The 21,263-nt window shown below is 57.5% G+C and carries 20 protein-coding genes and 1 tRNA gene; 13 read left to right on the forward strand and 8 right to left on the reverse strand.

The features are described 5' to 3' along the window. The first annotated feature begins 26 nt into the window (after positions 1-26). Complete coding sequence (locus ACJ8OK_RS00430; protein ID WP_213929735.1) at positions 27-551, forward strand: cytochrome b; 525 nt, start codon at positions 27-29, stop codon at positions 549-551. A gap of 66 nt (positions 552-617) precedes the next feature. Here the strand turns inward: ACJ8OK_RS00430 and ypdK are convergent, their stop codons facing one another. Continuing rightward, on the reverse strand, positions 618-692 hold the full coding sequence (ypdK, locus tag ACJ8OK_RS00435) for a membrane protein YpdK (protein WP_099782600.1): 75 nt from the start codon (positions 690-692) through the stop codon (positions 618-620). Positions 693-1,250: 558 nt separating this feature from the next. Next, the gene (locus ACJ8OK_RS00440; RefSeq protein ID WP_004936322.1) at positions 1,251-1,688 is read right to left on the reverse strand and encodes a hypothetical protein; all 438 of its coding nucleotides are present in this window, start codon (positions 1,686-1,688) and stop codon (positions 1,251-1,253) included. A gap of 581 nt (positions 1,689-2,269) precedes the next feature. On the opposite strand from ACJ8OK_RS00440, the gene pgaA reads away from it, so the two are divergent. From pgaA to pgaD, 4 genes are read left to right on the forward strand one after another with little or no spacing between them, the layout of a single operon-like run. Further along, positions 2,270-4,726, forward strand: a complete 2,457-nt coding sequence (gene pgaA, locus ACJ8OK_RS00445; protein ID WP_442530324.1) for a poly-beta-1,6 N-acetyl-D-glucosamine export porin PgaA — start codon at positions 2,270-2,272, stop codon at positions 4,724-4,726. A gap of 10 nt (positions 4,727-4,736) precedes the next feature. Further along, positions 4,737-6,743 carry a poly-beta-1,6-N-acetyl-D-glucosamine N-deacetylase PgaB gene (gene pgaB / locus ACJ8OK_RS00450; RefSeq protein WP_166730227.1) on the forward strand — a complete coding sequence of 669 codons (2,007 nt, stop codon included), beginning with the start codon at positions 4,737-4,739 and terminating at the stop codon, positions 6,741-6,743. Continuing rightward, positions 6,740-8,074: a poly-beta-1,6-N-acetyl-D-glucosamine synthase gene (pgaC, locus tag ACJ8OK_RS00455; protein ID WP_015378640.1), complete on the forward strand. Its 1,335-nt coding sequence runs from the start codon at positions 6,740-6,742 to the stop codon at positions 8,072-8,074. Before pgaB ends, pgaC begins: the two co-directional genes overlap by 4 nt. Beyond that, the gene (gene pgaD / locus ACJ8OK_RS00460; RefSeq protein ID WP_015378639.1) at positions 8,071-8,511 is read left to right on the forward strand and encodes a poly-beta-1,6-N-acetyl-D-glucosamine biosynthesis protein PgaD; all 441 of its coding nucleotides are present in this window, start codon (positions 8,071-8,073) and stop codon (positions 8,509-8,511) included. Before pgaC ends, pgaD begins: the two co-directional genes overlap by 4 nt. On the opposite strand, the gene ACJ8OK_RS00465 is transcribed toward pgaD, so the two are convergent. Continuing rightward, positions 8,508-8,963 (reverse strand): DUF805 domain-containing protein, encoded by a 456-nt coding sequence (locus tag ACJ8OK_RS00465; RefSeq protein ID WP_015378638.1) that lies wholly within the window; start codon positions 8,961-8,963, stop codon positions 8,508-8,510. The two genes, pgaD and ACJ8OK_RS00465, sit on opposite strands and share 4 nt — an antisense overlap. 285 nt (positions 8,964-9,248) lie before the next feature. Here ACJ8OK_RS00465 and mltB point away from each other — a divergent pair, with 285 nt between their 5' ends. Then, entirely contained in the window at positions 9,249-10,337 is a 1,089-nt protein-coding gene (gene mltB / locus ACJ8OK_RS00470) for a lytic murein transglycosylase B (protein WP_118891819.1), read from the forward strand. A gap of 57 nt (positions 10,338-10,394) precedes the next feature. Here mltB and ACJ8OK_RS00475 read toward each other — a convergent pair whose 3' ends face one another. Then, on the reverse strand, positions 10,395-11,546 hold the full coding sequence (locus tag ACJ8OK_RS00475; RefSeq protein ID WP_082996534.1) for a porin: 1,152 nt from the start codon (positions 11,544-11,546) through the stop codon (positions 10,395-10,397). A gap of 396 nt (positions 11,547-11,942) precedes the next feature. Here ACJ8OK_RS00475 and ACJ8OK_RS00480 point away from each other — a divergent pair, with 396 nt between their 5' ends. The 3 genes from ACJ8OK_RS00480 to ACJ8OK_RS00490 are packed head-to-tail and all read left to right on the forward strand — an operon-like array spanning position 11,943 to position 13,509. Then, entirely contained in the window at positions 11,943-12,233 is a 291-nt protein-coding gene (locus tag ACJ8OK_RS00480; protein ID WP_015378635.1) for a hypothetical protein, read from the forward strand. Between the two features lie 46 nt (positions 12,234-12,279). Beyond that, a complete protein-coding gene (locus tag ACJ8OK_RS00485; RefSeq protein WP_044030759.1) occupies positions 12,280-13,203 on the forward strand; it encodes a DMT family transporter in 924 nt (307 codons plus the stop codon). A 3-nt stretch (positions 13,204-13,206) separates the two neighbouring features. Next, positions 13,207-13,509 (forward strand): hypothetical protein, encoded by a 303-nt coding sequence (locus ACJ8OK_RS00490; RefSeq protein WP_015378633.1) that lies wholly within the window; start codon positions 13,207-13,209, stop codon positions 13,507-13,509. Between the two features lie 11 nt (positions 13,510-13,520). On the opposite strand, the gene dsdC is transcribed toward ACJ8OK_RS00490, so the two are convergent. The 3 genes from dsdC to ACJ8OK_RS00505 form a co-directional block, all read right to left on the reverse strand. Then, on the reverse strand, positions 13,521-14,450 hold the full coding sequence (dsdC, locus tag ACJ8OK_RS00495; protein ID WP_004936301.1) for a DNA-binding transcriptional regulator DsdC: 930 nt from the start codon (positions 14,448-14,450) through the stop codon (positions 13,521-13,523). 467 nt (positions 14,451-14,917) lie between these two features. Then, positions 14,918-15,169, reverse strand: a complete 252-nt coding sequence (locus tag ACJ8OK_RS00500; protein ID WP_033632461.1) for a CsbD family protein — start codon at positions 15,167-15,169, stop codon at positions 14,918-14,920. Between the two features lie 134 nt (positions 15,170-15,303). Next, positions 15,304-16,800 carry a PAS domain S-box protein gene (locus ACJ8OK_RS00505; RefSeq protein WP_442530325.1) on the reverse strand — a complete coding sequence of 499 codons (1,497 nt, stop codon included), beginning with the start codon at positions 16,798-16,800 and terminating at the stop codon, positions 15,304-15,306. Between the two features lie 228 nt (positions 16,801-17,028). On the opposite strand from ACJ8OK_RS00505, the gene ACJ8OK_RS00510 reads away from it, so the two are divergent. The 4 genes from ACJ8OK_RS00510 (at position 17,029) to ACJ8OK_RS00525 (ending at position 21,027) form a co-directional block, all read left to right on the forward strand. Next, positions 17,029-18,000, forward strand: coding sequence for a hypothetical protein (locus ACJ8OK_RS00510; protein WP_442530326.1), 972 nt, complete (start codon positions 17,029-17,031; stop codon positions 17,998-18,000). A gap of 1 nt (position 18,001) precedes the next feature. Then, positions 18,002-18,223 (forward strand): hypothetical protein, encoded by a 222-nt coding sequence (locus ACJ8OK_RS00515; RefSeq protein ID WP_250602151.1) that lies wholly within the window; start codon positions 18,002-18,004, stop codon positions 18,221-18,223. A gap of 708 nt (positions 18,224-18,931) precedes the next feature. After that, positions 18,932-19,732 (forward strand): helix-turn-helix domain-containing protein, encoded by an 801-nt coding sequence (locus ACJ8OK_RS00520; RefSeq protein ID WP_048324580.1) that lies wholly within the window; start codon positions 18,932-18,934, stop codon positions 19,730-19,732. Between the two features lie 20 nt (positions 19,733-19,752). Beyond that, complete coding sequence (locus ACJ8OK_RS00525; protein WP_442530327.1) at positions 19,753-21,027, forward strand: lactonase family protein; 1,275 nt, start codon at positions 19,753-19,755, stop codon at positions 21,025-21,027. Between the two features lie 93 nt (positions 21,028-21,120). On the opposite strand, the gene ACJ8OK_RS00530 is transcribed toward ACJ8OK_RS00525, so the two are convergent. Continuing rightward, positions 21,121-21,195, reverse strand: a tRNA-Arg gene (locus ACJ8OK_RS00530). Positions 21,196-21,263 lie beyond the last annotated feature (68 nt).

Below are 21,263 nucleotides of genomic sequence, written 5' to 3' on the forward strand. Positions count from 1 at the left end.
TGAATTTTATTTTTTGGACAGAGTGTATGAGCAACCGCTACGCGCGATCGCAAATCGTTTTACATTGGCTGACGTTGCTGATGGTGATCCTCACCTATGCGGCGATGTTGCTGAAATATTCGGTGCCGGAGGCGTGGGCGCCGATGGTCAAAAATCTGCATTTCAACTTTGGGGTATCGGTCTTTGCCCTGATGCTGATTCGGTTGGCGGTGCGCTCTTTCCACGCTGCGCCGCCAACCACGCCTCCGCTGGAGGAGTGGCAGGAGGTAGGCGCGAAGATTTTCCATTGGCTGCTGTACGTGGTCTTCCTGATGTTGCCGCTGCTGGGCATGTTAACCCTGGCCTACGGCGGGAAATCGTGGTCTTTGCTGGGTTGGCCGATGCCGCAGTGGGTGACGCCGGATCCGGTGATGCGCAGGCTGGTCAAAACGGTGCATGAGACGCTGGCAAACGTTGGCTACTTTATCATTGGCGCGCATGCGCTGGCGGCGCTGTATCACCACTACCTGCGCAAGGACGACACCCTGCGCCGCATGATGCCGGGAAAATGAGCGCTAGCCGAAACGACAAAGGGACGCTTGCGCGTCCCTTTGTCTGTGTTCCTGGTGTGGCTGCTGTCAGGCAACCATCAACATGAAGGTGCCAACCCAGGCAACCAGCATGAATGACACGCCCATCAAAAAATATTTCACTGAACAACTCCTGTCTGGAGTCCTCGCCAGCAATGATCCCGATTGTTGTGCTGAGTATTTTATGGGCAACCTGCTTGTCGGGCGGATTCTTCCAAGCGAAAGAACAACGTCCTCGAGCGCGGGTTGTCCGGTTGTCGCGCCTCATGCTCCGTGAGGTAAAATCCGAACCGCGACAGGATCGGCGCTAATGTACTCTCAATACTGGTCTGATTTCAATACTGTGTTTTTGATCACAATTTTAGGCTGTTTTTTGAACAGGTCGCGCTGTTTTATAACGCTTTTTATAAGCAAGCGACAGGAAGTAGCCCGCCGTGTGGCGGGCTTTAAAATCGGGTATTGCAATACGGTGGCAGGCGCTCAGGCGACGGCGTTGATGCCGGTCGCCAAAATGACCCAAAAAACGAGACAAGACAGCAGAATAACGGCCCAAATATGACGGCGACTCCACTCCATTTTTAGCCTTCGTTGTTGCGACAAGTGATTAGGTAGCCATCATATCGGCGCAAAACGGGGGAAATTTAGCCCCCCTGGATAATATTTCGCTTACCTGCCGCTAACTTATTGGCAAACTTCGCTTATCGTCACGCGCACTTCGTAGCCCAGCAGATACAACGCCTGCTCCAGCGCTTCCACCTTCGAGGCGTAGCCGATATCCAGTAACCGCTCCATTTGCCCGCCGTTGAAACCCAGCTTGCGCGCCAGCGCCGCTTTACCGGTGTTTTTGCGCAGCATCGCGTTGTGCAGTTCGATCTTCAGCGCCACCAGCGCCGGCAGATGTACCCTCAAATCATCGGTTTGCGAAGGAGAAGGGGCGGGCAGGGGCAGCCCTTCATCCATCGCGGCGGCGATGGCGGCCAGCAGGCTTTCCTGCGCTTCCAGCTCGATATCTTCGCGTTTATAGCAGGCAGATTGCCACTCGGGGAAGTCGTGGAAACCGATCTGCCAGGCGTCGCTGTCGCTATCGAAGGTGTAATGGGCGGGGTAGTGGCTGTACATGGCAATCCCTGATTGAAACCAGAATGAGGCGCTATTGTGACGGCATGCTCGGGAGATAGCCAGCATGAATGTATCCGTGGGAGAATTTAAATTGAATTGAATAATTATTAGCAGGCAAATTTAATGTTCGTGTTAACAATAATCTTGTTATTTTCTCCAACAAGGCAGGTTATTTAATTGGATGTTTGGATTAATATTCCTGTCGACCGGTGATAATGAGAATTAAAATCAAATATCACACCGTTTTTTATACAATTTCACACGCAAGAGTGAAATTAAGAATATTGGTCATTAATGTGCTTTATCTTATTGATTTATATTATTTTAATTTTTGTTATTTCACTTATTGATAATTGTGAAATTCCAGTTTCAGGCAGATATCACCTGGCTGCGGTATTCATTGACAGATTTATAAAATACTCTTTTTAGGCAAAGGCGCATTCGATTCTATTTAAGCGTGCGCCAGACAGAAATATTCATTACTCCATGCTTATTACCCGGCGGCTCTAGCCGACTTTTCGGGTGCCTGCTCGCATTTCTACTTTGCCAGGACAGCAGCTCACGGATTAAAGGAATACCTCGTGCCTAAAGTTAACTCGCGTTCATTACGCTTTACCGAACGCCACGCCACCAAATATGCGGCGTCATTGCTGTTTATCGGTTTATCCCTGCCGGCCACCGCGCTGGCGGATGAACGCTATGACGCGCTGATCCGTCAGGCCAGATCGGGCGATACCGCGCCGGTGCTGGCGTATTTATCGCAGCGGCGCGCTCAGGAGGGGTTGAGCCTGCAGCAGCGAGCCGATTATATCCAGGTGGCCGGGTGGGCCGGCCACGATGAAGAGGTGGTCGCGCTTTGGCGTGCCGACGGCGCCGCGCTGCAGCGGGATAGCGCCAGTCTGGCGACGGCGGCCCGCGCCTATCGCAACCTGAAGCAGTGGCAACCATCGCTGCGCCTGTGGCGTGCGGCGTTGCAGCTCGCTCCCGCCGACGGCGGCCTGCAACGTGGCTATGTGATGACGCTGGCGGATGCCGGGCAGGATGCGCAGGCGCAAACGGAGGCGGCCAAAGCGGAGAAGCTGCTGGAGCCGGCGACGTGGTATCTGACGCGCGCCTATGTGGACCAGGCCGCCGGCCGCAGTTGGGCGGCGCTGGAAAACGTCACTCATGCCCGTGCGCTGGCGCCGTCCGACACCGGTATTCAGGCTTATTACGTGACGCTGCTGGCGGCGAATCGGGTCGCGGATCCGGCGCTGCGTGAAAGCCAGGGGCTGGCATTGCCGCCCGCGCAGCAGCGGCGCCTGCAGGCGGATGAAGCCGCCGAACTGGTGCGGCTGTCGTTTATCGATGCTCGCGGCGAACAAGAACGTTTCGTCATCGCCGATCGCGCGCTGGCGCGCTATGACCAATTGCTGACGCAGTGGCGGCCGCTGCCGGAGGCGCAGGACAGCTACCAACAGGCGCGTGTCGATCGCCTGGGCGCGCTGCTGGCGCGCTATCGAATGGCCGACGTGGTGAGCGAGTATCAAACCTTGCAGGCGGAAGGGCGCACGGTGCCGGATTATGCGCAGCGCTGGGCGGCGTCCGCCTACCTCTATCTGCAGCAGCCGGACAAGGCGCAGGCCATTTTCGGCCGGCTGAACGCCGCCGCGCCGCAGGCGGTGACCGCCGAAGATGAGACCGATCTGTTTTACGCGCAGGCGGAGAACGAACGCATCGATCAGGCGGCGCTGCTGGCGCAGCGCGTCAGCCAGCGCTATCCCTACGCGACCCACCTGTACCAGCTGCCGACGCTGGCCTACAACGATGATTGGCTGGTCGGCCAATCGCTGCTGGCGCAGTCGCGGGTTTATCAACGCGATCTGGCCGAGGCCGAACGGCAGCTGACCCATCTGGCGCGAACGGCGCCGGGCAATCAGGGGCTGCGCATCTCCTTGGCCAGCGTTTATTTGGCGCGCGGCTGGCCGCGTCGCGCCGAGGAGGAGTTGAAACAGGTGGAAGGGCTGGAACCGCGCAGCCTGCCGTTGGAGATCCAGCAGGGCTATGTCGCGCAGGGGTTGCAGGAGTGGCGCCAACTGGATTTGCTGGCCGACGACGTCATCCAGCGCGCGCCGGAAAGCGTCGCCGCTCAGCAGTTTGAACGTTCGCGCCGCATTCACCATATGTCTGAACTGCGCATCAGCGGCAATCAGGGCATCGATTCCGACGGGCCGGTCAGCGGCAGCCACGATTTCGGCATACACGCCGCGCTCTATTCACCGCCGATCGACGACAACTGGCGGCTGTTCACCGGCTGGGGATTTAACACCGGCCAGTTCGACGAGGGCAAGGGCATCAACCGCGATCTCAGCGCCGGTGCCGAGTGGCGCTCGCGCGATCTGTGGCTGGAAGCCGAGGTGGCCAACCGCAACTACGGCCACGGTAATGAGCTCGGCCTGCGCCTCTCATCCTGGTATGACCTGAATGATCAATGGCGCCTCGGCGGTTCGGTGGCGCGTCTGTCGGCCGAGACGCCGCTGCGCGCGTTGACCAACGGCATCAGCGCCAACGGCGGCAACCTGTGGCTGCGTTGGCAGCAGAGCGAAAGCCGCGAGCTGCGCGCCAGCGTGGCGCCTTCGCACTTCTCGGACGGCAACAACCGGCTGGAATACGGCCTGGAAGGGCGGCAACGGCTGCTCGCCGGCGCCCGTTATCGGCTGGACATGAACCTGACGCTGTCCGGCAGCCGCAACAGCCAGGAGAACGTGCCGTATTACAACCCGAAGCACGACTTCACGCTGCTGCCGTCGTTAACGCTCGATCACACCCTGTATCGCCATTATCAGACCGAGTGGAGCCAGCAGTTCCAGGCCGGCGCCGGCAGCTATTGGCAGCGGGACTATGCGCGCAAGCCGATCACCCAGCTGGGTTACGGCCAGCGCGTCAGCTGGAACGGAGTGCTGGACGCCGGCGTGATGCTGCAGTTTGAGAAGCATCCTTACGACGGCAAACGCGAGCGGAACATCGGCGTGACGTTTGATCTGAATTATCGTTTTTAAAGGAATCATCATGCTTATTCGATCCTCGCTTTTAGTGCTGGCCGCGTTGCTGACCACCGCCTGCAGTCAGGCGGACGTACCGCGCTTCACGCCGCCGGCGGAGCGAACCGTGGGGCCAATGGAACACCCGTGGCCGGCCAACCGCTACGCGGTGCTGGCGTATCACGACGTGGAAGACGGCGCGGCGGACCAGCGCTACATGTCGGTACGCACCAGCGCGCTTAACGAACAGTTCGCCTGGCTGAAGCAAAACGGCTATCAGCCGGTGTCGGTCGAGCAGATCCTGCAGGCGCAGAACGGCGGCCCGGCGTTGCCGAACAAGGCGGTGCTGCTGACTTTCGACGACGGCTATCGCAGCTTCTACAGCCGGGTATTCCCGTTGCTGAAGGCCTACAACTGGCCGGCGGTGCTGGCGCCGGTCGGCGTTTGGCTGGATGCGCCGGCCGACAAGCCGGTCGATTTCGGCGGCCTGATGACGCCGCGCGATCGCTTCCTCACCTGGCAGCAGGTGCGGGAAGTGTCGGACTCCGGGCTGGTGGAGATCGGCGCGCATACCTACGCCTCGCATTATGGCGGCATCGCCAACCCGCAGGGCAATACCGAACCGGCGGTCGCCAATCGGCTGTACGACGCCAAGCAGGGCCGCTACGAAAGCGAGACGGAATACCGCCAACGCATCGAGAAGGACGTGGCGTTGATCACCCGGCGCATCACCGCCGCCACCGGTAAGGCGCCGCGCGTGTGGGTCTGGCCGTACGGTGCGGCCGGCGGCGTGGCGCTGGATATCGCGCGCAAGCACGGTTACCGCATGGCGCTGACGCTGGAGAACGGGCTGGGAGACGTCAACGCGCCTGAGAACGTGCCGCGCATGCTGGTGGCCGGCAATCCGTCGCTGACGAGCTTCGCCCAGCAGCTGACGCAGATACAGAACCGACAGATCATGCGGGTGGCGCACGTCGATCTCGACTACCTCTACGATCCCGATCCGCAGCAGCAGGCCAAAAACCTCGACAAGCTGATCCAGCGCATCTATGACCTGCGCATCAATACCGTTTTCCTGCAGGCGTTCGCCGATCCAAAAGGCGACGGCAACGTGCGCGAGCTCTATTTCCCCAACCGCTGGCTGCCGATGAAGGCCGACCTGTTCAACCGGGTCTCCTGGCAGCTCTCTTCGCGCACCGGCGTGGCCGTGTATGCCTGGATGCCGGTGCTGGCGTTCGAGCTGGGGTCTGACGTGCCGCGCGTGCAGCGCCTCGATCCGCAAAGCGGGCAGCTGTCGGTAGACGACAAGCAGTATCGTCGCCTGTCGCCGTTCAGTCCGGTGGCGCGCCAGCGCATCGGTGAGATCTACGAGGATCTGGCGGCCCACGCCACTTTTAAAGGGATCCTGTTCCACGACGATGCGCTGCTGTCGGACTTCGAAGACGCCGGCCCCGACGCCGTTGCGGCCTATCGCCAGGCCGGCTTCGCCGATTCGGTGGCGGCGATTCGTCAGGATCCGCAGGCGATGGCGCGCTGGACGCGCTTCAAGAGTCGGGCGCTGATCGACTTTACCCAGTCGCTGGCCGAACGGGTGCGGGCGATCCGCGGTCCGCAGGTGCAAACCGCACGCAATATTTATGCGATGCCGGTGCTCGATCCCGCCAGTGAAGCCTGGTTCGGCCAGAATTTAGCGGATTTCCTGCAGGCCTACGACTGGGTAGCGCCGATGGCGATGCCGCTGATGGAAAACGTGCCGCGCGCCGACAGCGGCCGCTGGCTGGATCAACTGGTGGGCAAAGTGGCCGCTTACCCCGGCGCGCTCGATAAAACGGTGTTTGAGTTGCAGGCTGTCGACTGGCGCAAGGAGCGCCGGATCAGCCTGGATGACGGTCAACTGCTGGCCGAATGGATGCGTCGCCTGCAGCGCAATGGCGCTCAGAGCTTTGGTTATTACCCCGACAACTTCCTCGACGATCGGCCTAAGCTGGATGCCGTTCGCCCGGTGTTGTCCTCAGCCTGGTTCCCACTGCCATGACAGATCGTTTAATTGCCTTATTTATCCTGTGTCTGGTGTTGAGCGTGCCTTTCGGCATCGTCCTGCTGTTTACCGGCGAAATGCTGCTCAACTTCGTGTTCTTCTGGCCGTTGTTCATGTCCGGCATCTGGATCGCCGGCGGCATCTATTTCTGGCTGCATCGCGAGCGGCATTGGCGCTGGAGCCCGGACATGCCCGCGCCGGCGCTGCCGGGCAACCCGTCGATCAGCGTGCTGATCCCCTGTTTCAACGAAGGGTTGAACGCGCGTGAAACCATTTCGGCGGCGATGGCGCAGCGCTATGACAATATCGAAGTGATCGCCATCAACGACGGCTCCAGCGATGACACCGCCGAGGTGTTGGACCAGTTGACGCTGGAGTTCCCCCGGCTGCGAGTGATCCATCTGGCGCAAAATCAGGGCAAGGCGATCGCGCTGCAGGCGGGCGCCGCGGCGGCGCGCAGCGAGTATCTGGTGTGCATCGACGGCGATGCGCTGCTGGATCGCGATGCGGCAGCCTATTTGGTGGCGCCGCTGTTGGCCAATCCGCATGTCGGCGCGGTGACCGGCAATCCGCGCATCCGCACGCGCTCCACGCTGATCGGTCGCATCCAGGTCGGTGAGTTTTCGTCGATCATCGGCCTTATCAAGCGCACGCAGCGCGTTTATGGCCGCCTGTTCACCATCTCCGGCGTGGTCGCGGCGTTTCGTAAGCAAGCGCTTACCGATGTCGGTTACTGGAGTCAGGACATGATCACCGAAGACATCGACATCAGCTGGAAGCTGCAGCTGAAGCACTGGGCTATCTTCTTCGAACCGCGAGCGCTGTGCTGGATCCTGATGCCGGAGACCTTGCGCGGGCTATGGAAGCAGCGCCTGCGCTGGGCGCAGGGCGGCGCCGAGGTGTTTTTAAAGAATCTGCGCAACCTGTGGGCCTGGGAGCACCGGCATATGTGGCTGCTGTTCGCCGAGTATTGCCTCTCCACGCTGTGGGCGTTCACTTACCTGGTCAGCGTGCTGATTTTTCTGGTTGGACTGGCGATACCGCTGCCGGAGGGCATCCGCATTCACTCGCTGCTGACGCCGGCGTTTACCGGCCTGGTGCTGGGCGTGGTGTGCTTGCTGCAGTTCACCGTCAGTCTGCTGCTGGAGAAGCGCTATGAGAAGGGCTTTGGCCGCTCGTTGTTCTGGATCATCTGGTATCCGCTGGTGTATTGGCTGCTCAGCTTGCTGACCACGCTGGTGGCGTTTTCCAAAGTGATGTTGAAAGCTCGGCGCGGGCGTGCGCGCTGGATAAGCCCCGACCGGGGCATTGGGAGGATCAAAGAATGACGGACGTCCTGATTTATTCCGAACGCGGCCTGCTGCCGCGCGTGGTAGACAGCCTGCTGACGCTTTTTGCCTGGTGCGGCTTTCTTTATCTGTTCAGCCGCGGCCTGATGTCGGTGATGGATCAGCACGGGGTGGGCTCCGCCCTGTCGCTGCTGGAAGTGATCTCGCTGTATATCATTGTGGCGTTGTTCAATGCCGTCACTCTGATCGCCTGGGCCAAATACAACCAGTATTTCTCCCGTCGCAGGGCGGCCGACCGCTGGCGGAAACAGCAACAGAACACCCACATCGGCTATATCACGCCGGAGCTGACCCGGCAGTTGCGGCGTTTGCCGATCGCCGTGGTGTCCCACAACAGCGGCGGCGGTATCAGCCAGGTTAGCGGCAGGCTGACGGCGGCCGAACCGGCAGCGAACAAGGTGGTGCAGCTGCGTTAATCGTCAGCGTTGCCGTCCGGCTTGCGGCGCAGCCCGTCGGGCGGCAACAGCAGGGCGCAGATCATCCCTGCCAGACTGAACAGCGGCAGCCAGCGCGCCACCGGGCCGGGAGAGTAATTGTTCAGCACCGAACACACATAGCACGCCACGGCCAGCGCCCAACCGGGCAGGCCGATATCGTTGAGCCGAAACGCGGTTTTGGCCATAAACCACGCCACCAGGCCAAAACAGAACAGCGCCCACACCATGATGCACAGCAGATACAGCAGCACCGAGACGAATTCCTCGGTATCGCCGTGCGCATGGGCGCGAAAATGGTTTTTATCCAGATAGGTCGACAGAAACGACAGTAGCACGATGCCAACGGCGAAGATCGCCAGCGAAAAAACAAAGGGTTTGCGCGAGATGCGCCCACGATAAAGGTCTTTGGCGAGTTGTCCGAGAGAGTCCATCACAATCCGTTGTCGTAATCATTGACCGCCCGGCGGTGGCCGGATGGCAAGCAGCCGGGCATTTTATCGGGGTAAATGCGGGCGTCAAGGTGATAATTTTTCTCATTTAGTTGCGGTTGAGATTCCACGCGGCCGCATCGGACGTCCCTTCACCGTGCAAAACGTCACAATTTGGCACGTTTGGCTACCTGACGCGGTAATTGGCGGCATAATCCTGTTTGTTCGCGTTGAACAATGCATTAACATAACTCCCACTTATCTCTTGCATGGCTATATGGATATCCGATGCGTCACCTGGTTGCGCTTTTACCGCTGATTACCTTGCTTGCTGCCTGTAGCAGCACGCCGAAACCCAGTACTACCGCTACGCCGCAGAGCACCCCGGTAAAGGGCGGCTTTTTGCTGAGCCCGGCGCACAGCGGCGCGCCGCTGGGGGGGGATTTCGCCAATAACCCGAATACCGCGCGCTTTATCGATAAGATGGTGCAGGAACACGGCTTTGAGCGGCAGCAGCTGCACGACGTGCTGGCGCAGGCACGGCGCCTGGATTCGGTGCTGCGGCTGATGGACAGGCAGGCGCCGACGCCGTCGACCCAAGGGCCAACCGGGCCGAATGGCTCCTGGCTGCGCTACCGCAACAAGTTCATCACGCCGGATAACGTGCAAAACGGCGTGGTGTTCTGGAATCAATATCAGGATGCGCTGCAGCGCGCCTGGCAGGTGTACGGCGTGCCGCCGGAGATCATCGTGGGGATTATCGGCGTGGAGACCCGCTGGGGCCGCGTAATGGGTAAAACCCGCATTATCGACGCGCTGGCGACGCTTGCCTTCAACTACCCGCGCCGCGCCGATTACTTCGCCGGTGAGCTGGAAACCTTCCTGCTGATGTCGCGCACCGAAGGCGACGATCCGCTCGAACTGCGCGGCTCCTTTGCCGGCGCGATGGGCTATGGGCAGTTCATGCCTTCTTCCTTCAAAAGCTATGCGGTCGACTTCAACGGTGATGGGCATATCAACCTGTGGGATCCGGTCGATGCCATCGGCAGCGTGGCCAATTACTTCAAGGCGCACGGCTGGTCCAAAGGCGAGCCGGTCGCCATTCAGGCCAACGGCCAGGCGCCGGGGCTGGAAAACGGCTTCAAGACGCGCTACTCGGTTGCCGCGCTGGCGGAAGCCGGCCTAAGCCCGCAGGGCTCGCTCGGTGATAATCAGGAAGCCAGCCTGCTGCGGCTGGACATCGGCACCGGCTACCAGTATTGGTATGGCCTGCCGAACTTCTACGTCATCACCCGCTATAACCACAGCACCCATTACGCCATGGCGGTATGGCAGCTGGGCGAGGCGGTCGGGCGCTCGGCGCGCGGCGGCTTCTGACGCTGCGTCAATAAACGAAAAAGGCCGCTTGCGCGGCCTTTTTTGCGTTCTGAGCAATCAGAAATCGTAGCGCAGGCGCACCACGGTCATATCGCCGAGGTTGTCGGTGCTCGATGTCAGCACGTGCTCCACGTCAACGCGGAAACCGTAGTCAAACTGCACGGTAACCCCGAGGCCGTTGTCGATGCGCTGGTAGTTGCGGCCGGTGATGTATTCCAGGCGGTCGCCCATGAAGTACGGCATCACCGATTTCACCGCGTACTGGCCAACCGGCACGGTATAACCGGCCAGGTATTCGATACCCCATGCGTCGCCGGCGAAGTAATTATTGATGTCGGCTTTCTTGGTGGTCAGGAAGTCGTTGTAGTAACCGCCGCCGAAGGTGAGGGTCCAGTTGTCCGGTTTCCAACTGATGGCGGTACCGAAAATGTTCTGGTCATAGCTCTTGCTGCCGCTGGTGGACGGATTGCGCATTTCGGCGCGGGTGTAGTTCCAGGCGGTGCCCCAGGTCAGATCCGGCGTAATGTGGTAATCCACGCCCAGTGAGCCGCCGCCTTTGCGCTTGTAGCGCAGGCCGTTGCCCGGCAGATAGTCGCTGTCGCTGAACAGGTACGAAGCGTAAACGTCCGCATCGCCGAAGCGGTTCTTGTACTTCAGCATTTTGCGTGAGCGGTAAGAGCCGTCGTAGTCACCGTTGATGCCGTTGCCCGGTGCCTGGGCCAGCATGTCGTAGTCCCAGATATCGGTTTTGGCGCCCACCACGTCATAATAAACGCTGTTCTGTTGACCGAAGGTCATCTGGCCCCAGGTGTTGCTTTTCAGGCCGGTGTACAGCATGCGGCGGCTGGTGTTTCTCGCGCCGTCGGCATAGTGGTGATCCCAGTCGAACAGCGCCGGAATGTTCACGCCCAGCTCGTAGTAGCTGATCCAGCTGATATCGTCGAACAGGTAGTAGTCCGCCGCGAAACGGAAGCGGGTACCGCCGTCGAAGCCGTTACGCTTGTAGGAGCCCTTGTCACCGTCGCCCGTCATGTTGTTGAACTGCGGACGGATACTGCCGCCAACGGTGAAGTTCAGGCGGCTGAGCGGATCGCCGGCCTGCGGATCCTGCTTCAGCAGGGTGATTTCCGCCTGAGCGGTGAACGACGCGCTGCCGATCGCCAGACCCAGCGCCACCGCTTGAGTCAATACGCGCAATTTCATTGCCATGTGTTATCCCTGTTTTATGTATGACCGCCCCCATCAGCGCCGCCATGCCGATGTTTTGCGCAGAACGCTGCGTTTTCACGCATTTTGACGGTTTTTTGGTGTTTTAGCGGCGGGCGGCAGTTGTAACATAAACGGTAAAATAAATAATTACTTTTCTTGCTAATTATTGGCCGGTTTTTGACCATTTCGTGCGGTGAAAAGGGCCGCTTTTCATGCCTTTCGATTCGGATGAATTCATCTAACGCCAAGGTTTATATTTTTCATTTGTCAGTCATCGGCGTCAGCCTGTAATTTTATCCGTGCAAGAGATAATTAATTAAAGCCTGTCACCGCCGTATTAACGTTAGCCGCTTTCTGCGTAATCGGTCGGCAGGAATAAGCGATTGGGAGGTCGCCATGAGGAATCTGTTAATGTTGTTGGTGGGGCTGTTTTCATTACCGGCGATGGCGGCGGAATCGCACGTTTGTCATTCTCAAGCTTATGATTATGCAGAGGTTAGTAAGCTCAGGTTGTCTGACGACACCCTGTTTTCCTGCCGCGGCGTGGGGCGCCTGACGATCCCGGAACTGGCGCGAAAAGGATGGAAGGTGATTCATTTGGCGCAGCAAACTGAATATACCGACTCCGTCGACAGCGACGGCGAGGTTATTAAACTTTATCAGGAAATCGTGGTGTATAAAGAATAACGCGACGGCAGCCTGTTATTATTTCAACGGCGACGAGAACCCTATTATGAATGCAAGAATCGGTATTGACGGCAGGGCTGCCGCCGCCATGGTGATGCTTTGCGCCATCTGGGGAATGCAGCAGGTGGCGATCAAGGCTGCCGAGGCGGATGTGTCGGCGGTGTTGCAAATTGCCATTCGTTCGGGTCTCGCCGCGCTGGGGGTATACCTGTTGGCGCGTTGCCGCGGCGAGTGTTTCACCTGGGATCGCGCCACGCTGAGCGCCGGTCTGAGCGTAGGGGCATTGTTCGCGCTGGAGTTCTTTTTTGTCTCCGAAGGGCTGCGCTATACCAGCGCCTCGCATATGGCGGTGTTTTTGTACACCGCGCCGCTGTTTTCTGCCCTTGGCCTGCATTTCCTGAATCGTCAGGAGCGTCTGTCGCCGGTGCAGTGGCTGGGCATGCTCATCGCCTTTGGCGGTGTGGTGCTGGCCATATCGGGCATGGCCGAGGGCAGCGGCGGGGCCGATCGGCTGAAAGGCGATTTCTATGGCCTGCTGGCGGGGATCGCCTGGGGCGGTTCTACCCTGGTGATCCGTACCACGCGCCTGGCGGAGTGCCCGGCCAAACAGACGCTGCTGTTCCAGTTGACGGGCGCCTGTGTGCTGCTGTCGCTGCTGGCGCTGGCGACGGACAATTTGCACGTCGTCCTGAGCCCCGTGGCCTGGAGCAGCCTGTTGTTCCAAACGGTGATCGTGTCGTTTTTCAGCTACCTGATCTGGTTTTCACTGTTGCGCCGTTATCAGGCTTCCTCGCTGGGCATTCTCACCTTTATGACGCCGGTATTCGGCATCCTGGCGGGGGCCGTCATTCTCGGCGAACCGTTGCAAATTGAATTTGTATTGGGTGCTGTGTTGATCGTACTGGGGTTAATCGTAGTGAGTTGTTCATATCTTATTTATGTTGACCGAAGGGTGGCACCAAAAATATAAATTATGGATGTTGATGTACAGAACTACCAAATAAGCTGCGAAAGCCAATTCATTATTCAGCTGCAAATATCCCGCTATGCCTGGGGCGTGCCGCTGATTACGCTCAGCGATAACGGTGATTTTACCGTGATAAGAAGCCGAGGCTGGTCGAGGTTGGCTAATGGGATGCAATTGGAGGTTTATTATTTTGCCAATAATTCTCTGCTGACCTGGGATAAAAACCGCAAAAATATCTCTTATTCAAAGGCCGGCCGGCTCTACGCCTGCGCGCTGCATTTTTCTTATTCCCCCAAAGTATGGCGATAATCCTCTGGCCATCAGACCAGAGGGGAGATTTTCATGATCCACTGCTTAAACGCGAGGATCTTCGGCCACTGCCGCTCGGAGATGGTCGAGGTAAAATAGCAGTGCTCGCAGGGCACGGTCATGTCGGTGAACGGAATGATCAGTTCGCCGCTTTTGATCCAGTCCTGCACCAGATTGAGCCGCCCCATGGCGACGCCAAGGTGCCGCGTCGCGGCCAGCACGGCAAGATCGGAACGGTCGAACTCCATGCTTTTACTGTCGGTATCCAGCCCCAGCGCAAAGTGTTGCGACCAGGTTTGCCACTCATCTTCGCCGGAGTTGTAGCGATCGTGCAGCAGCGTGCAGTGGGCCAGGTTTTCCGGCGCATCGTACAGGTTATGCGTGGCGGCGTACTGCGGCGTGCAGATCGGCACCATTGATTCCTGCATAAAGGCTTCGTCCAGATGCCGCCCCGAGGGCAGTTTGCCGAAGTACATCGCCAGATCCACGCCGCGGTTGGCCAGGTTGATGATTTCCTGTCCGGTCAGAATATTGAGGTGAATGGTGGGGTGCTGGGCGATAAAGTCGCCGATGCGCGGCAGCAGCAGACATTGCACCAGGGACGGGTGCGAGTAGAGGGTCAAGGTTCCCGTCAACTCGCGATTTTTGATGTCCAGGATTTCCTGATTCAAGGTGTTGAAGGAACTGTCCAGCGCCCATTGCATGCGCTCGCCCTCCGGCGTCAGCGTAATCCGGCGATGAAAGCGTTGGAATAGCAAAAAACCCAATTCCTTTTCGAGCAAATTAATGCGGTGGCTCACGGCGCTGGGGGTGATCGACAATTCTTGCGCCGCCAGCGCAAAAGATAAATGACGGGCGACGCATTCGAAAGTATGCAGCCGGGAAAATTGATAGCTGGTCAGCGGGGTCGCCCGCTGCGAATGTTTTTTACTGGGGAACATGCTATTTCTCCATGCGCATAATACGGCAATATTAACATTTAATGGCGCGGAGGATAAACCCAGGCTGATTGATATATTCAGTTTTTACACTGAGAAATATCGTTATGTTGAAGGGAAATTAACTGGCTTGCATAACAACCGGAAATAACCGGCGGTGGGAGCGTTGAGTGAGAGGGTGATGATAATCTGCAATAGGACGAATATAATAAAAAGATGTGCCGTATAAGCAGCGAGTAAAGACGGTGTGCGGCAGCCTGAACGATAAAGGCTCATGTTCCCTGCGGGATATAGCGGTTTCGCCGCAACAATTCGTCGCATGGCGACACAGAATACGCGTTAATCCCAGCGGCAAACGAGCGGAGGCATCAATCGATAATACTGCGCCCCCTTAGGCCGATAGAACCGCGCCCGGTGGCTACCCACCGGGCGCGGCATTCAGGGAAAAGCGGTTTGTTCGCCGGCGCGTATCAACGGCGGCGCAGCAGCAGGCCGGTCAACAGGCCTGCGCCGGCAATGAGGGCCAATGCGGCGAGGGGGGTTTTCTTCATCATGTTGCCGGCGCAGCTCAGGGCATCGCCGTATTTTTCTTGCAGCACGCCCGCTGCCTGGCGCGCGGCGCCTTCGGCCTGCAAACGTTCGTTGCCGGTGACGTCGCCCGCGATTTCCTGCGCCTTGCCCGCCACTTTTTCCATCATGCCATTGGCTTTTTCGCTGTTCATTGTGATGCGCTCCTAAGGTTCGATCCGTTTGGCTTCCGCACAGGACGGAAGCCTGCATTTGCACCGCCATGTTATGCACTTCACTTGTGGCCTATAAGGGGCGTTTGTATCGGTTTGGGTAGTGCATTTGCAGGTTACTTGCCATTCCTGAAGGCCAGCCCGCTGGTAAACAGCCCGCGTTCTCTGGCCCAGACGATGGCTTCGCTGCGGCTATGCACGCCGAGTTTGGAATAGACCGTCGCGACATGGTTGCGGATGGTGTTGAGCGCCAGATTGAGACGCGCCGCGATTTTCTTGTCCGGCAGCCCCTCGCAAATCAATTCCAGCACATCGCGCTCGCGCGGCGTGAGGTCGCTGGCGGTAAATCCAGCCTGGTCGGGCCGGTTGATGCTTTTCACGTTGGCCAATTTTTCGATCAGGGTTTGGCTGAACCAGGAGGCGTCCTGCATCACTTCTTCGATGGCGCTTACCAGCTCCAGCTCCGAGCGTTTGCGTTCGGTAATGTCCATGAGCACCAGCAGATAACAGGGCGCATTGTGGATGCTGACGGCATCCGCCGAGGCCACACAGTCAATCGACTCGCTCCCTTTCTTGCGCACCCGGATGTCCAGCCCTTCGACGTTGCCGCTTTTTTCCAGGGCGGCAAACAAACGGCGGTTCGCCTCCGGATCGTCAATAAACGGGATCTCTCCGACCGTCTTGCCGATCAAGTCTTCGGCGTCGTACTCGGTGGTGCGGGTGAAGGCTTCGTTGACATCCAGCACGCGCCGCTCGTGCGCGGTACATAACAACGTCGGCACCGGGCTCAGGCGAAATGCCTTGGCAAACCGTTCTTCACTTTCTCGCAGCGCCGATTCTGCCTGGCGCCGGGGTTCGAGATCGGTAAACGTGAATAGCATGCAGTCGTCTTCATTGATATCCAAGGGTTGGCCGGCAACCACCACCAGCTTGCTTCCGCCGCCGGGCAGCTTTAGCTCGGCCTCCATCTGCGGAATGGTAGCGCCTTCCCCCAGGCGCTGAACGGCCAGTTCTTTGTGCTCCGCCTGTTCCAAAACGTCGAGTTCATAAACCGAACGCCCCATGACCTGTTCACGTTGGTAACCGGTCATATCAAGGAACCCCTGGTTGACCTTGACGTAACGCAGGTCGCTTAGCCGACAAATGACTGCCGGTGCCGGATTGGCGTTGAAGGTTTTTTCAAAGCGCTGTTCGGCGCTGGCCCACTCCGTCGCGTCGCTCAGGATCAGTGCCAGCAGCTCCGGTTGCCCCTGCGCATCGGTGATAATCAGGCTCCGCAGGCGGTGCACCCAGAAGCTGTCCGGATCGTCGACCTGCCGAACCTCCACCACCACATCGGTGAAGGTTTCGCCTTCGGCAACCCGGTTCAGCGGGTACTGTTCCAAAACCAGCGGATGATTGTTGCGATAGCGCAGGGCAAAACGCGCCGCGTACTCGCCGGCATTGGCCCCCAGAGCTTTCTGATGACTCACGCCATGCATGGTCAACGCGGCCTCGTTGGCCCATAGCAAGGTTTGATCGGTATCCGTCAGGATCACGCCGTCGGACAAGCCGGAGATGATTTGCTGCAGGTGGCCGCTGTGGGTTTCGCTGGCCAAAACGGATTGGCTCATGTGTTCTCCGCTAGACAGAAGGGGGGCGGCCTCTTAAGGGGGCCGCGGGTTACGCTATTCGCTGAGCAGCTTAGTGCATAACGTGCGTATTCGCAGGGTGTGAATGCACCAGGCATTCTGATGCAAATGAACCGGGACGGCCGACGACGCCGCGCGGCAGACTGAATTTGTCTGCGCGGTTACCCGCCGTGCGTGCAATCACTTGTCCAGAAAATATAAGGAACAACGATGACCACTGTCTATGAATCAAATCGCTTAGCGTTTCAGGTGTCATGGGGCTCGATATTGGCCGGGAGTGCCGTGGCGCTGGTGACTTATCTGACCTTCAGCGTGCTGGGCACGGCTATTGGTGCCCAGGCCGTGGATATGATGCAAAAGGGCAACCCGCTGAGCGGCTTTGGCACCGGCACCGGGATCTGGCTGCTGGTTTCAACGTTGGCATCGCTGGCCGCAGGCGCGTTCGTCGCCGGCCGCTCCGCACCGAATCGCGGCGGCTTGCATGGCTTGCTGAGCTGGGCGATCACCACCTTGTTGACCACCTGGCTGATGGTTTCATTGGCGAGCGGCGTAGTGGGGCTGGCGGGAAGCGCGGTGGGTAAAGGGCTTTCGCTGGCAGGCAGCGGCCTGGCGGCGGCAGCGCCAAACGTAGGCGAAGGCCTCAAGCAACAGCTGGATAAAAAGGGCATCAGCCTTGACTGGGGAAGCCTGGAAAATCAGTTGAACGCCACGCTTAAGCAGAGCGGTAAGCCGGAGCTGGATCCTGCTCGGTTGGAGCAGAAAGCCAATCGGGCGGCCGCCGACGGCAAACAGTCGGCCGTGGATGCCGCGGCCGATCCGGCGCAGACCGCCACCGAGCTTAAGCAGTGGTTCGAGCGCGTCAAGCAGTCCGGTGAGCCGGCGTTGAGCGCCGCCGATAAGGACGCGCTGGTGAATATCGTTGCGGCACGCACCGGCAAGAGCCGCGATGAAGCGAGCCAAATCGTCGATAACTACGCCCAGGCTTACCAGCAGGCGGCGCAGAAGGTGGAAAAACTCAAGGCCGAGGCCGAGCAGAAAGCGCGTGAAGCGGCTGATGAAGCGGCCAAACAGCTGTCTCGCGCCGCGTGGGGTTCGCTGTTGGTGCTGCTGTTGGGCGCTGCGTTGAGCGCCGGCGTGGGGCGGATTGCCGAATCAACCCGCCGCACTGTCGCGGTAAGTTGAGATGAAAAAAAACCTGTCGTGCATCTCGCTGAATTATCGAAAAGTAGCGGGGGCCTCTGCTCCCGTGCTCGTCATCGATTTCTGCAACGAGAACAACGAGCGTTATACCTTGCGCTACAACCTGCCGACGGATACCCCGGAACGCACCGAGCGGCGGGTATCTTTGCTGCTGTACCTGTTGCGCAAGCACAGGTCCGCAGAGATCGACAACCTGGCTGATTAATCAGGCCGTTAATGAAAAGCCCAGCCTCGCGTGCTGGGCTTTTTGTTTGCGGCCGCAGGCCGTTCTGACAACAAGGCGCGGGCGAGTCGGCTCGGCATTTTACCGGGGGGGGGGGGGAGATGGGCGATTCATGGGAGTAGGCAGGGTTCCCAATGGGCGCGGTTTGTAAAACAGGGCATCGAGCAAGGTTTGTTAAAATATCCGTTTTCTCTGCGCAGGAACGATAAAAAAGAAACGCGCTATCGCGACGCGAGATTATTGAGACCGATGTTCAGCCTTGAGCTTATCCCTCCCGTCTTCTTTTACTGTCGGTCATACTTTATATCTCTTTCGCAGTACGTTTTATCGGCGGGTCAGGCATATAAAATGCGTTTTCATTTGTGATGATGAAATTCCTATTCGGCCATGCAATCTGGCTGTAAAAAACACTTTAAGGTAAAACAATTAGCAAAAAGTGTGATTCTGCCTGGTGTGGCAAGTGCATCTTTGATGAGTGCACTTTACGTGAGTTGATTTTGTTTTATGGGTTTCTTGCGGAGAGATTTATATAACATGATCATTTTCAGTTATTTATGCGATAGTTTTTCCTATGCCGAAAAAAATGAATTGACAGGCTGGTTTTTTTTAGGATTAATCTTAATGACTTGGTTTGGTTGGTTAACGATTTTAATAAAAAGGACGAGAATCTTATAAAAGCAAGGAGCACATATGGATTACAGAAAAGATATTCTTTTGCAGGTGTTGGAGTATATGGAAAAGAATATTGTCGAGGGGCTGACAGTTGAAAAGGTTTCCATTATATCAGGTTACTCTAAATGGCATTTGCAACGGCTGTTTAAGCATTATTTTGGTATAACGCTAGGGACTTATATAAGGAATAGAAAACTGAGTCGCTCTGCTATTCTGCTTAAACAGCACCAAGGGAACATATTGGATGTCGCCCTGGCATCCGGGTTTGCCTCTCAGCAATGTTACACGCGGGCATTCAAACGTTTCTTTGGCGAAACGCCCAACAGCTTTAGAAACAGCCGCGGATGGGATTTTTCCACGCAGATCCCGCCGTATGGCAACGATAAGAAACCCTACTTCTACCACACGGTCATGCCGGATGACATTGAGATGTTAAAGCATTACAAATCACTGATTTTTCATTCTATAAGAAAATTCAGAGATGCCGGCGACATTGCACAGACCAATGAGAAATGGTTAAGCAAGCAGCGGGGGGCATGTAATGTGGAAAAGAACAGGAGTAATAAATGGCATTCCAACAGCAAGGGGCAAGAGGTTTTTCATTCCATCTTTAACTTCTATATCCCTATGGGTAAATATATTGTCATCCCCTTTACGGGGGAGTTTTCAGAATATATTGACTTTTTCGATGTAATGTATGACGCTTATCTGCCTGCCATCAATGTCAAAATGCGGGAGAGTTTTTTTATAGAGTTATATAGGCAAGAGGATCTAAATGGCAAGGTTGTCAATGTCGATATACTTATTCCTGTGACATAGTGATGAGGCAAGAAGACATCATGAATAGAGAAAAAACTCTCGACTCGATTAATAAGCGCCATCCAGCTCGCTTTATGCTACCTTCTATATTGTCTGAACTTGGTCGAAAAATCGTTGCCGGCTCAGGCCGGCAAGCCATTCAATTAACTGCGGTGTTAATTTCTCTCATGTTTTCAGGAAATGCGATGGCCAATAATCGGGAACATCAGCAAATAGCGTTAGTCGGTACCTGGACCCATATTCCGAATGCGCCTGCGGTGCAGAAACCGGCAAGACCCAGTGAAGGGCTCTATCGCCTGGCGGTTAATGGCGACGGCACGTTAACGCTGCTCGACGTGGTTAAAATGAACAGCCCATCGTGGATCGTAAAATCTCGCGATGGCCGTTTCGCCTATGCCACCAATGAGGAGAACGCGGGAACGGTGACCGCCTTGGCAATAGACGACGCTGGCAGCGTGCGGGTGCTGAATACGGTGAGCAGTGCGGGCCAGCAGCCGACGCATGCCACCCTCAGCCCGGATGGCAAGTTTCTGTTTGTCGCCAACTACTCCGTCGCCAAAGGTGGCGCGGGGATGACGGTATTGCCAATTGGCAGTGACGGCAAACTGGGTGAACGGGTGCAGCATTATCCGTTTATATCAGGTTCTGGCGCCGTGCAGGGGCGTCAGGAAGGGGGCCATGCGCACTCAACCACCTTCAGCCGCGATGGTAAATATCTGTATGCGGCGGATCTCGGCGGGGACAAGCTGCACGCCTATCGCTATCGCTCGGATAGCGCACAGCCGCTGCAGGCGGACGCATCGCGCGATGTCAGCTTTGCGCCAGGCGCCGGCCCAAGACACATGGTGTTCTCGCCGAAAGGTGAGTATGCCTATGTCATCACCGAAATGGCGGGTGAAATCGAGGTGTTTACCGTCAGCGACCATCGATTGACGCAACAAGGGAAAGTGAAACTGAACGGCGGGCAGGATTCAGCGGAGGCGAAAAGCGGCGGAGCCATTATCCTCAGCCCGAGCGGCAGATATCTTATTGCCACCAATCGCGGTGCCGATAACCATTTGCTGGTATTAAAAATTGGTGGGGATGGGCTGCCAGGGGAGACGACGCGCTATGAGGCTGGCGGCATTGAACCGCGTGCGCTCGCTTTCGATGCCACCGGCAACCATCTTTATGTCACGAATGTGTTCACCAATACCGTTACGCTGTTCGATTTCGATGATGAGACGGGTGAGTTGAAGGCCAGAGGCGAGGCGGCGACGATTGCTACGCCGACGGATATTAAATTTTTCAATTAACGCCGATCATAACGCGCGGGGGAAATCGGGTCTGAGGCGTGGAGAAGGGGGATTGCGGGTGCCAATGATGGGGAATGGCTTGATAATAAATAATGGCGTCCCCGACTGGAATCGAACCAGTAACTAGCCCTTAGGAGGGGCTTGTTATATCCGTTTAACTACGGGGACGCTGCGGACCGGCAACCGAAGCTGCCGGGGCATTATACCTTTTTTTACCCGCAGAATAAGCGCTTAGC

It is taken from the genome of Serratia sp. CY71090 (assembly GCF_052166845.1).
Taxonomy (GTDB): domain Bacteria; phylum Pseudomonadota; class Gammaproteobacteria; order Enterobacterales; family Enterobacteriaceae; genus Serratia; species Serratia nematodiphila.

Excerpts from the sequence above, each read along its gene's own strand:
- mltB (WP_118891819.1), top strand. The coding sequence starts at position 9,249 with ATGCGTCACCTGGTTGCGCTTTTACCGCTGATTACCTTGCTTGCTGCC.
- ACJ8OK_RS00485 (WP_044030759.1), top strand. The coding sequence starts at position 12,280 with ATGAATGCAAGAATCGGTATTGACGGCAGGGCTGCCGCCGCCATGGTG.
- pgaC (WP_015378640.1), top strand. The coding sequence starts at position 6,740 with ATGACAGATCGTTTAATTGCCTTATTTATCCTGTGTCTGGTGTTGAGC.
- ACJ8OK_RS00430 (WP_213929735.1), top strand. The coding sequence starts at position 27 with ATGAGCAACCGCTACGCGCGATCGCAAATCGTTTTACATTGGCTGACG.
- ACJ8OK_RS00480 (WP_015378635.1), top strand. The coding sequence starts at position 11,943 with ATGAGGAATCTGTTAATGTTGTTGGTGGGGCTGTTTTCATTACCGGCG.
- pgaD (WP_015378639.1), top strand. The coding sequence starts at position 8,071 with ATGACGGACGTCCTGATTTATTCCGAACGCGGCCTGCTGCCGCGCGTG.
- ACJ8OK_RS00515 (WP_250602151.1), top strand. The coding sequence starts at position 18,002 with ATGAAAAAAAACCTGTCGTGCATCTCGCTGAATTATCGAAAAGTAGCG.
- ACJ8OK_RS00490 (WP_015378633.1), top strand. The coding sequence starts at position 13,207 with ATGGATGTTGATGTACAGAACTACCAAATAAGCTGCGAAAGCCAATTC.
- ACJ8OK_RS00465 (WP_015378638.1), bottom strand. The coding sequence starts at position 8,963 with ATGGACTCTCTCGGACAACTCGCCAAAGACCTTTATCGTGGGCGCATC.
- ACJ8OK_RS00525 (WP_442530327.1), top strand. The coding sequence starts at position 19,753 with ATGAATAGAGAAAAAACTCTCGACTCGATTAATAAGCGCCATCCAGCT.
- dsdC (WP_004936301.1), bottom strand. The coding sequence starts at position 14,450 with ATGTTCCCCAGTAAAAAACATTCGCAGCGGGCGACCCCGCTGACCAGC.
- ACJ8OK_RS00505 (WP_442530325.1), bottom strand. The coding sequence starts at position 16,800 with ATGAGCCAATCCGTTTTGGCCAGCGAAACCCACAGCGGCCACCTGCAG.
- ACJ8OK_RS00440 (WP_004936322.1), bottom strand. The coding sequence starts at position 1,688 with ATGTACAGCCACTACCCCGCCCATTACACCTTCGATAGCGACAGCGAC.
- pgaB (WP_166730227.1), top strand. The coding sequence starts at position 4,737 with ATGCTTATTCGATCCTCGCTTTTAGTGCTGGCCGCGTTGCTGACCACC.
- ACJ8OK_RS00510 (WP_442530326.1), top strand. The coding sequence starts at position 17,029 with ATGACCACTGTCTATGAATCAAATCGCTTAGCGTTTCAGGTGTCATGG.
- ACJ8OK_RS00520 (WP_048324580.1), top strand. The coding sequence starts at position 18,932 with ATGGATTACAGAAAAGATATTCTTTTGCAGGTGTTGGAGTATATGGAA.
- ACJ8OK_RS00475 (WP_082996534.1), bottom strand. The coding sequence starts at position 11,546 with ATGGCAATGAAATTGCGCGTATTGACTCAAGCGGTGGCGCTGGGTCTG.
- ACJ8OK_RS00500 (WP_033632461.1), bottom strand. The coding sequence starts at position 15,169 with ATGAACAGCGAAAAAGCCAATGGCATGATGGAAAAAGTGGCGGGCAAG.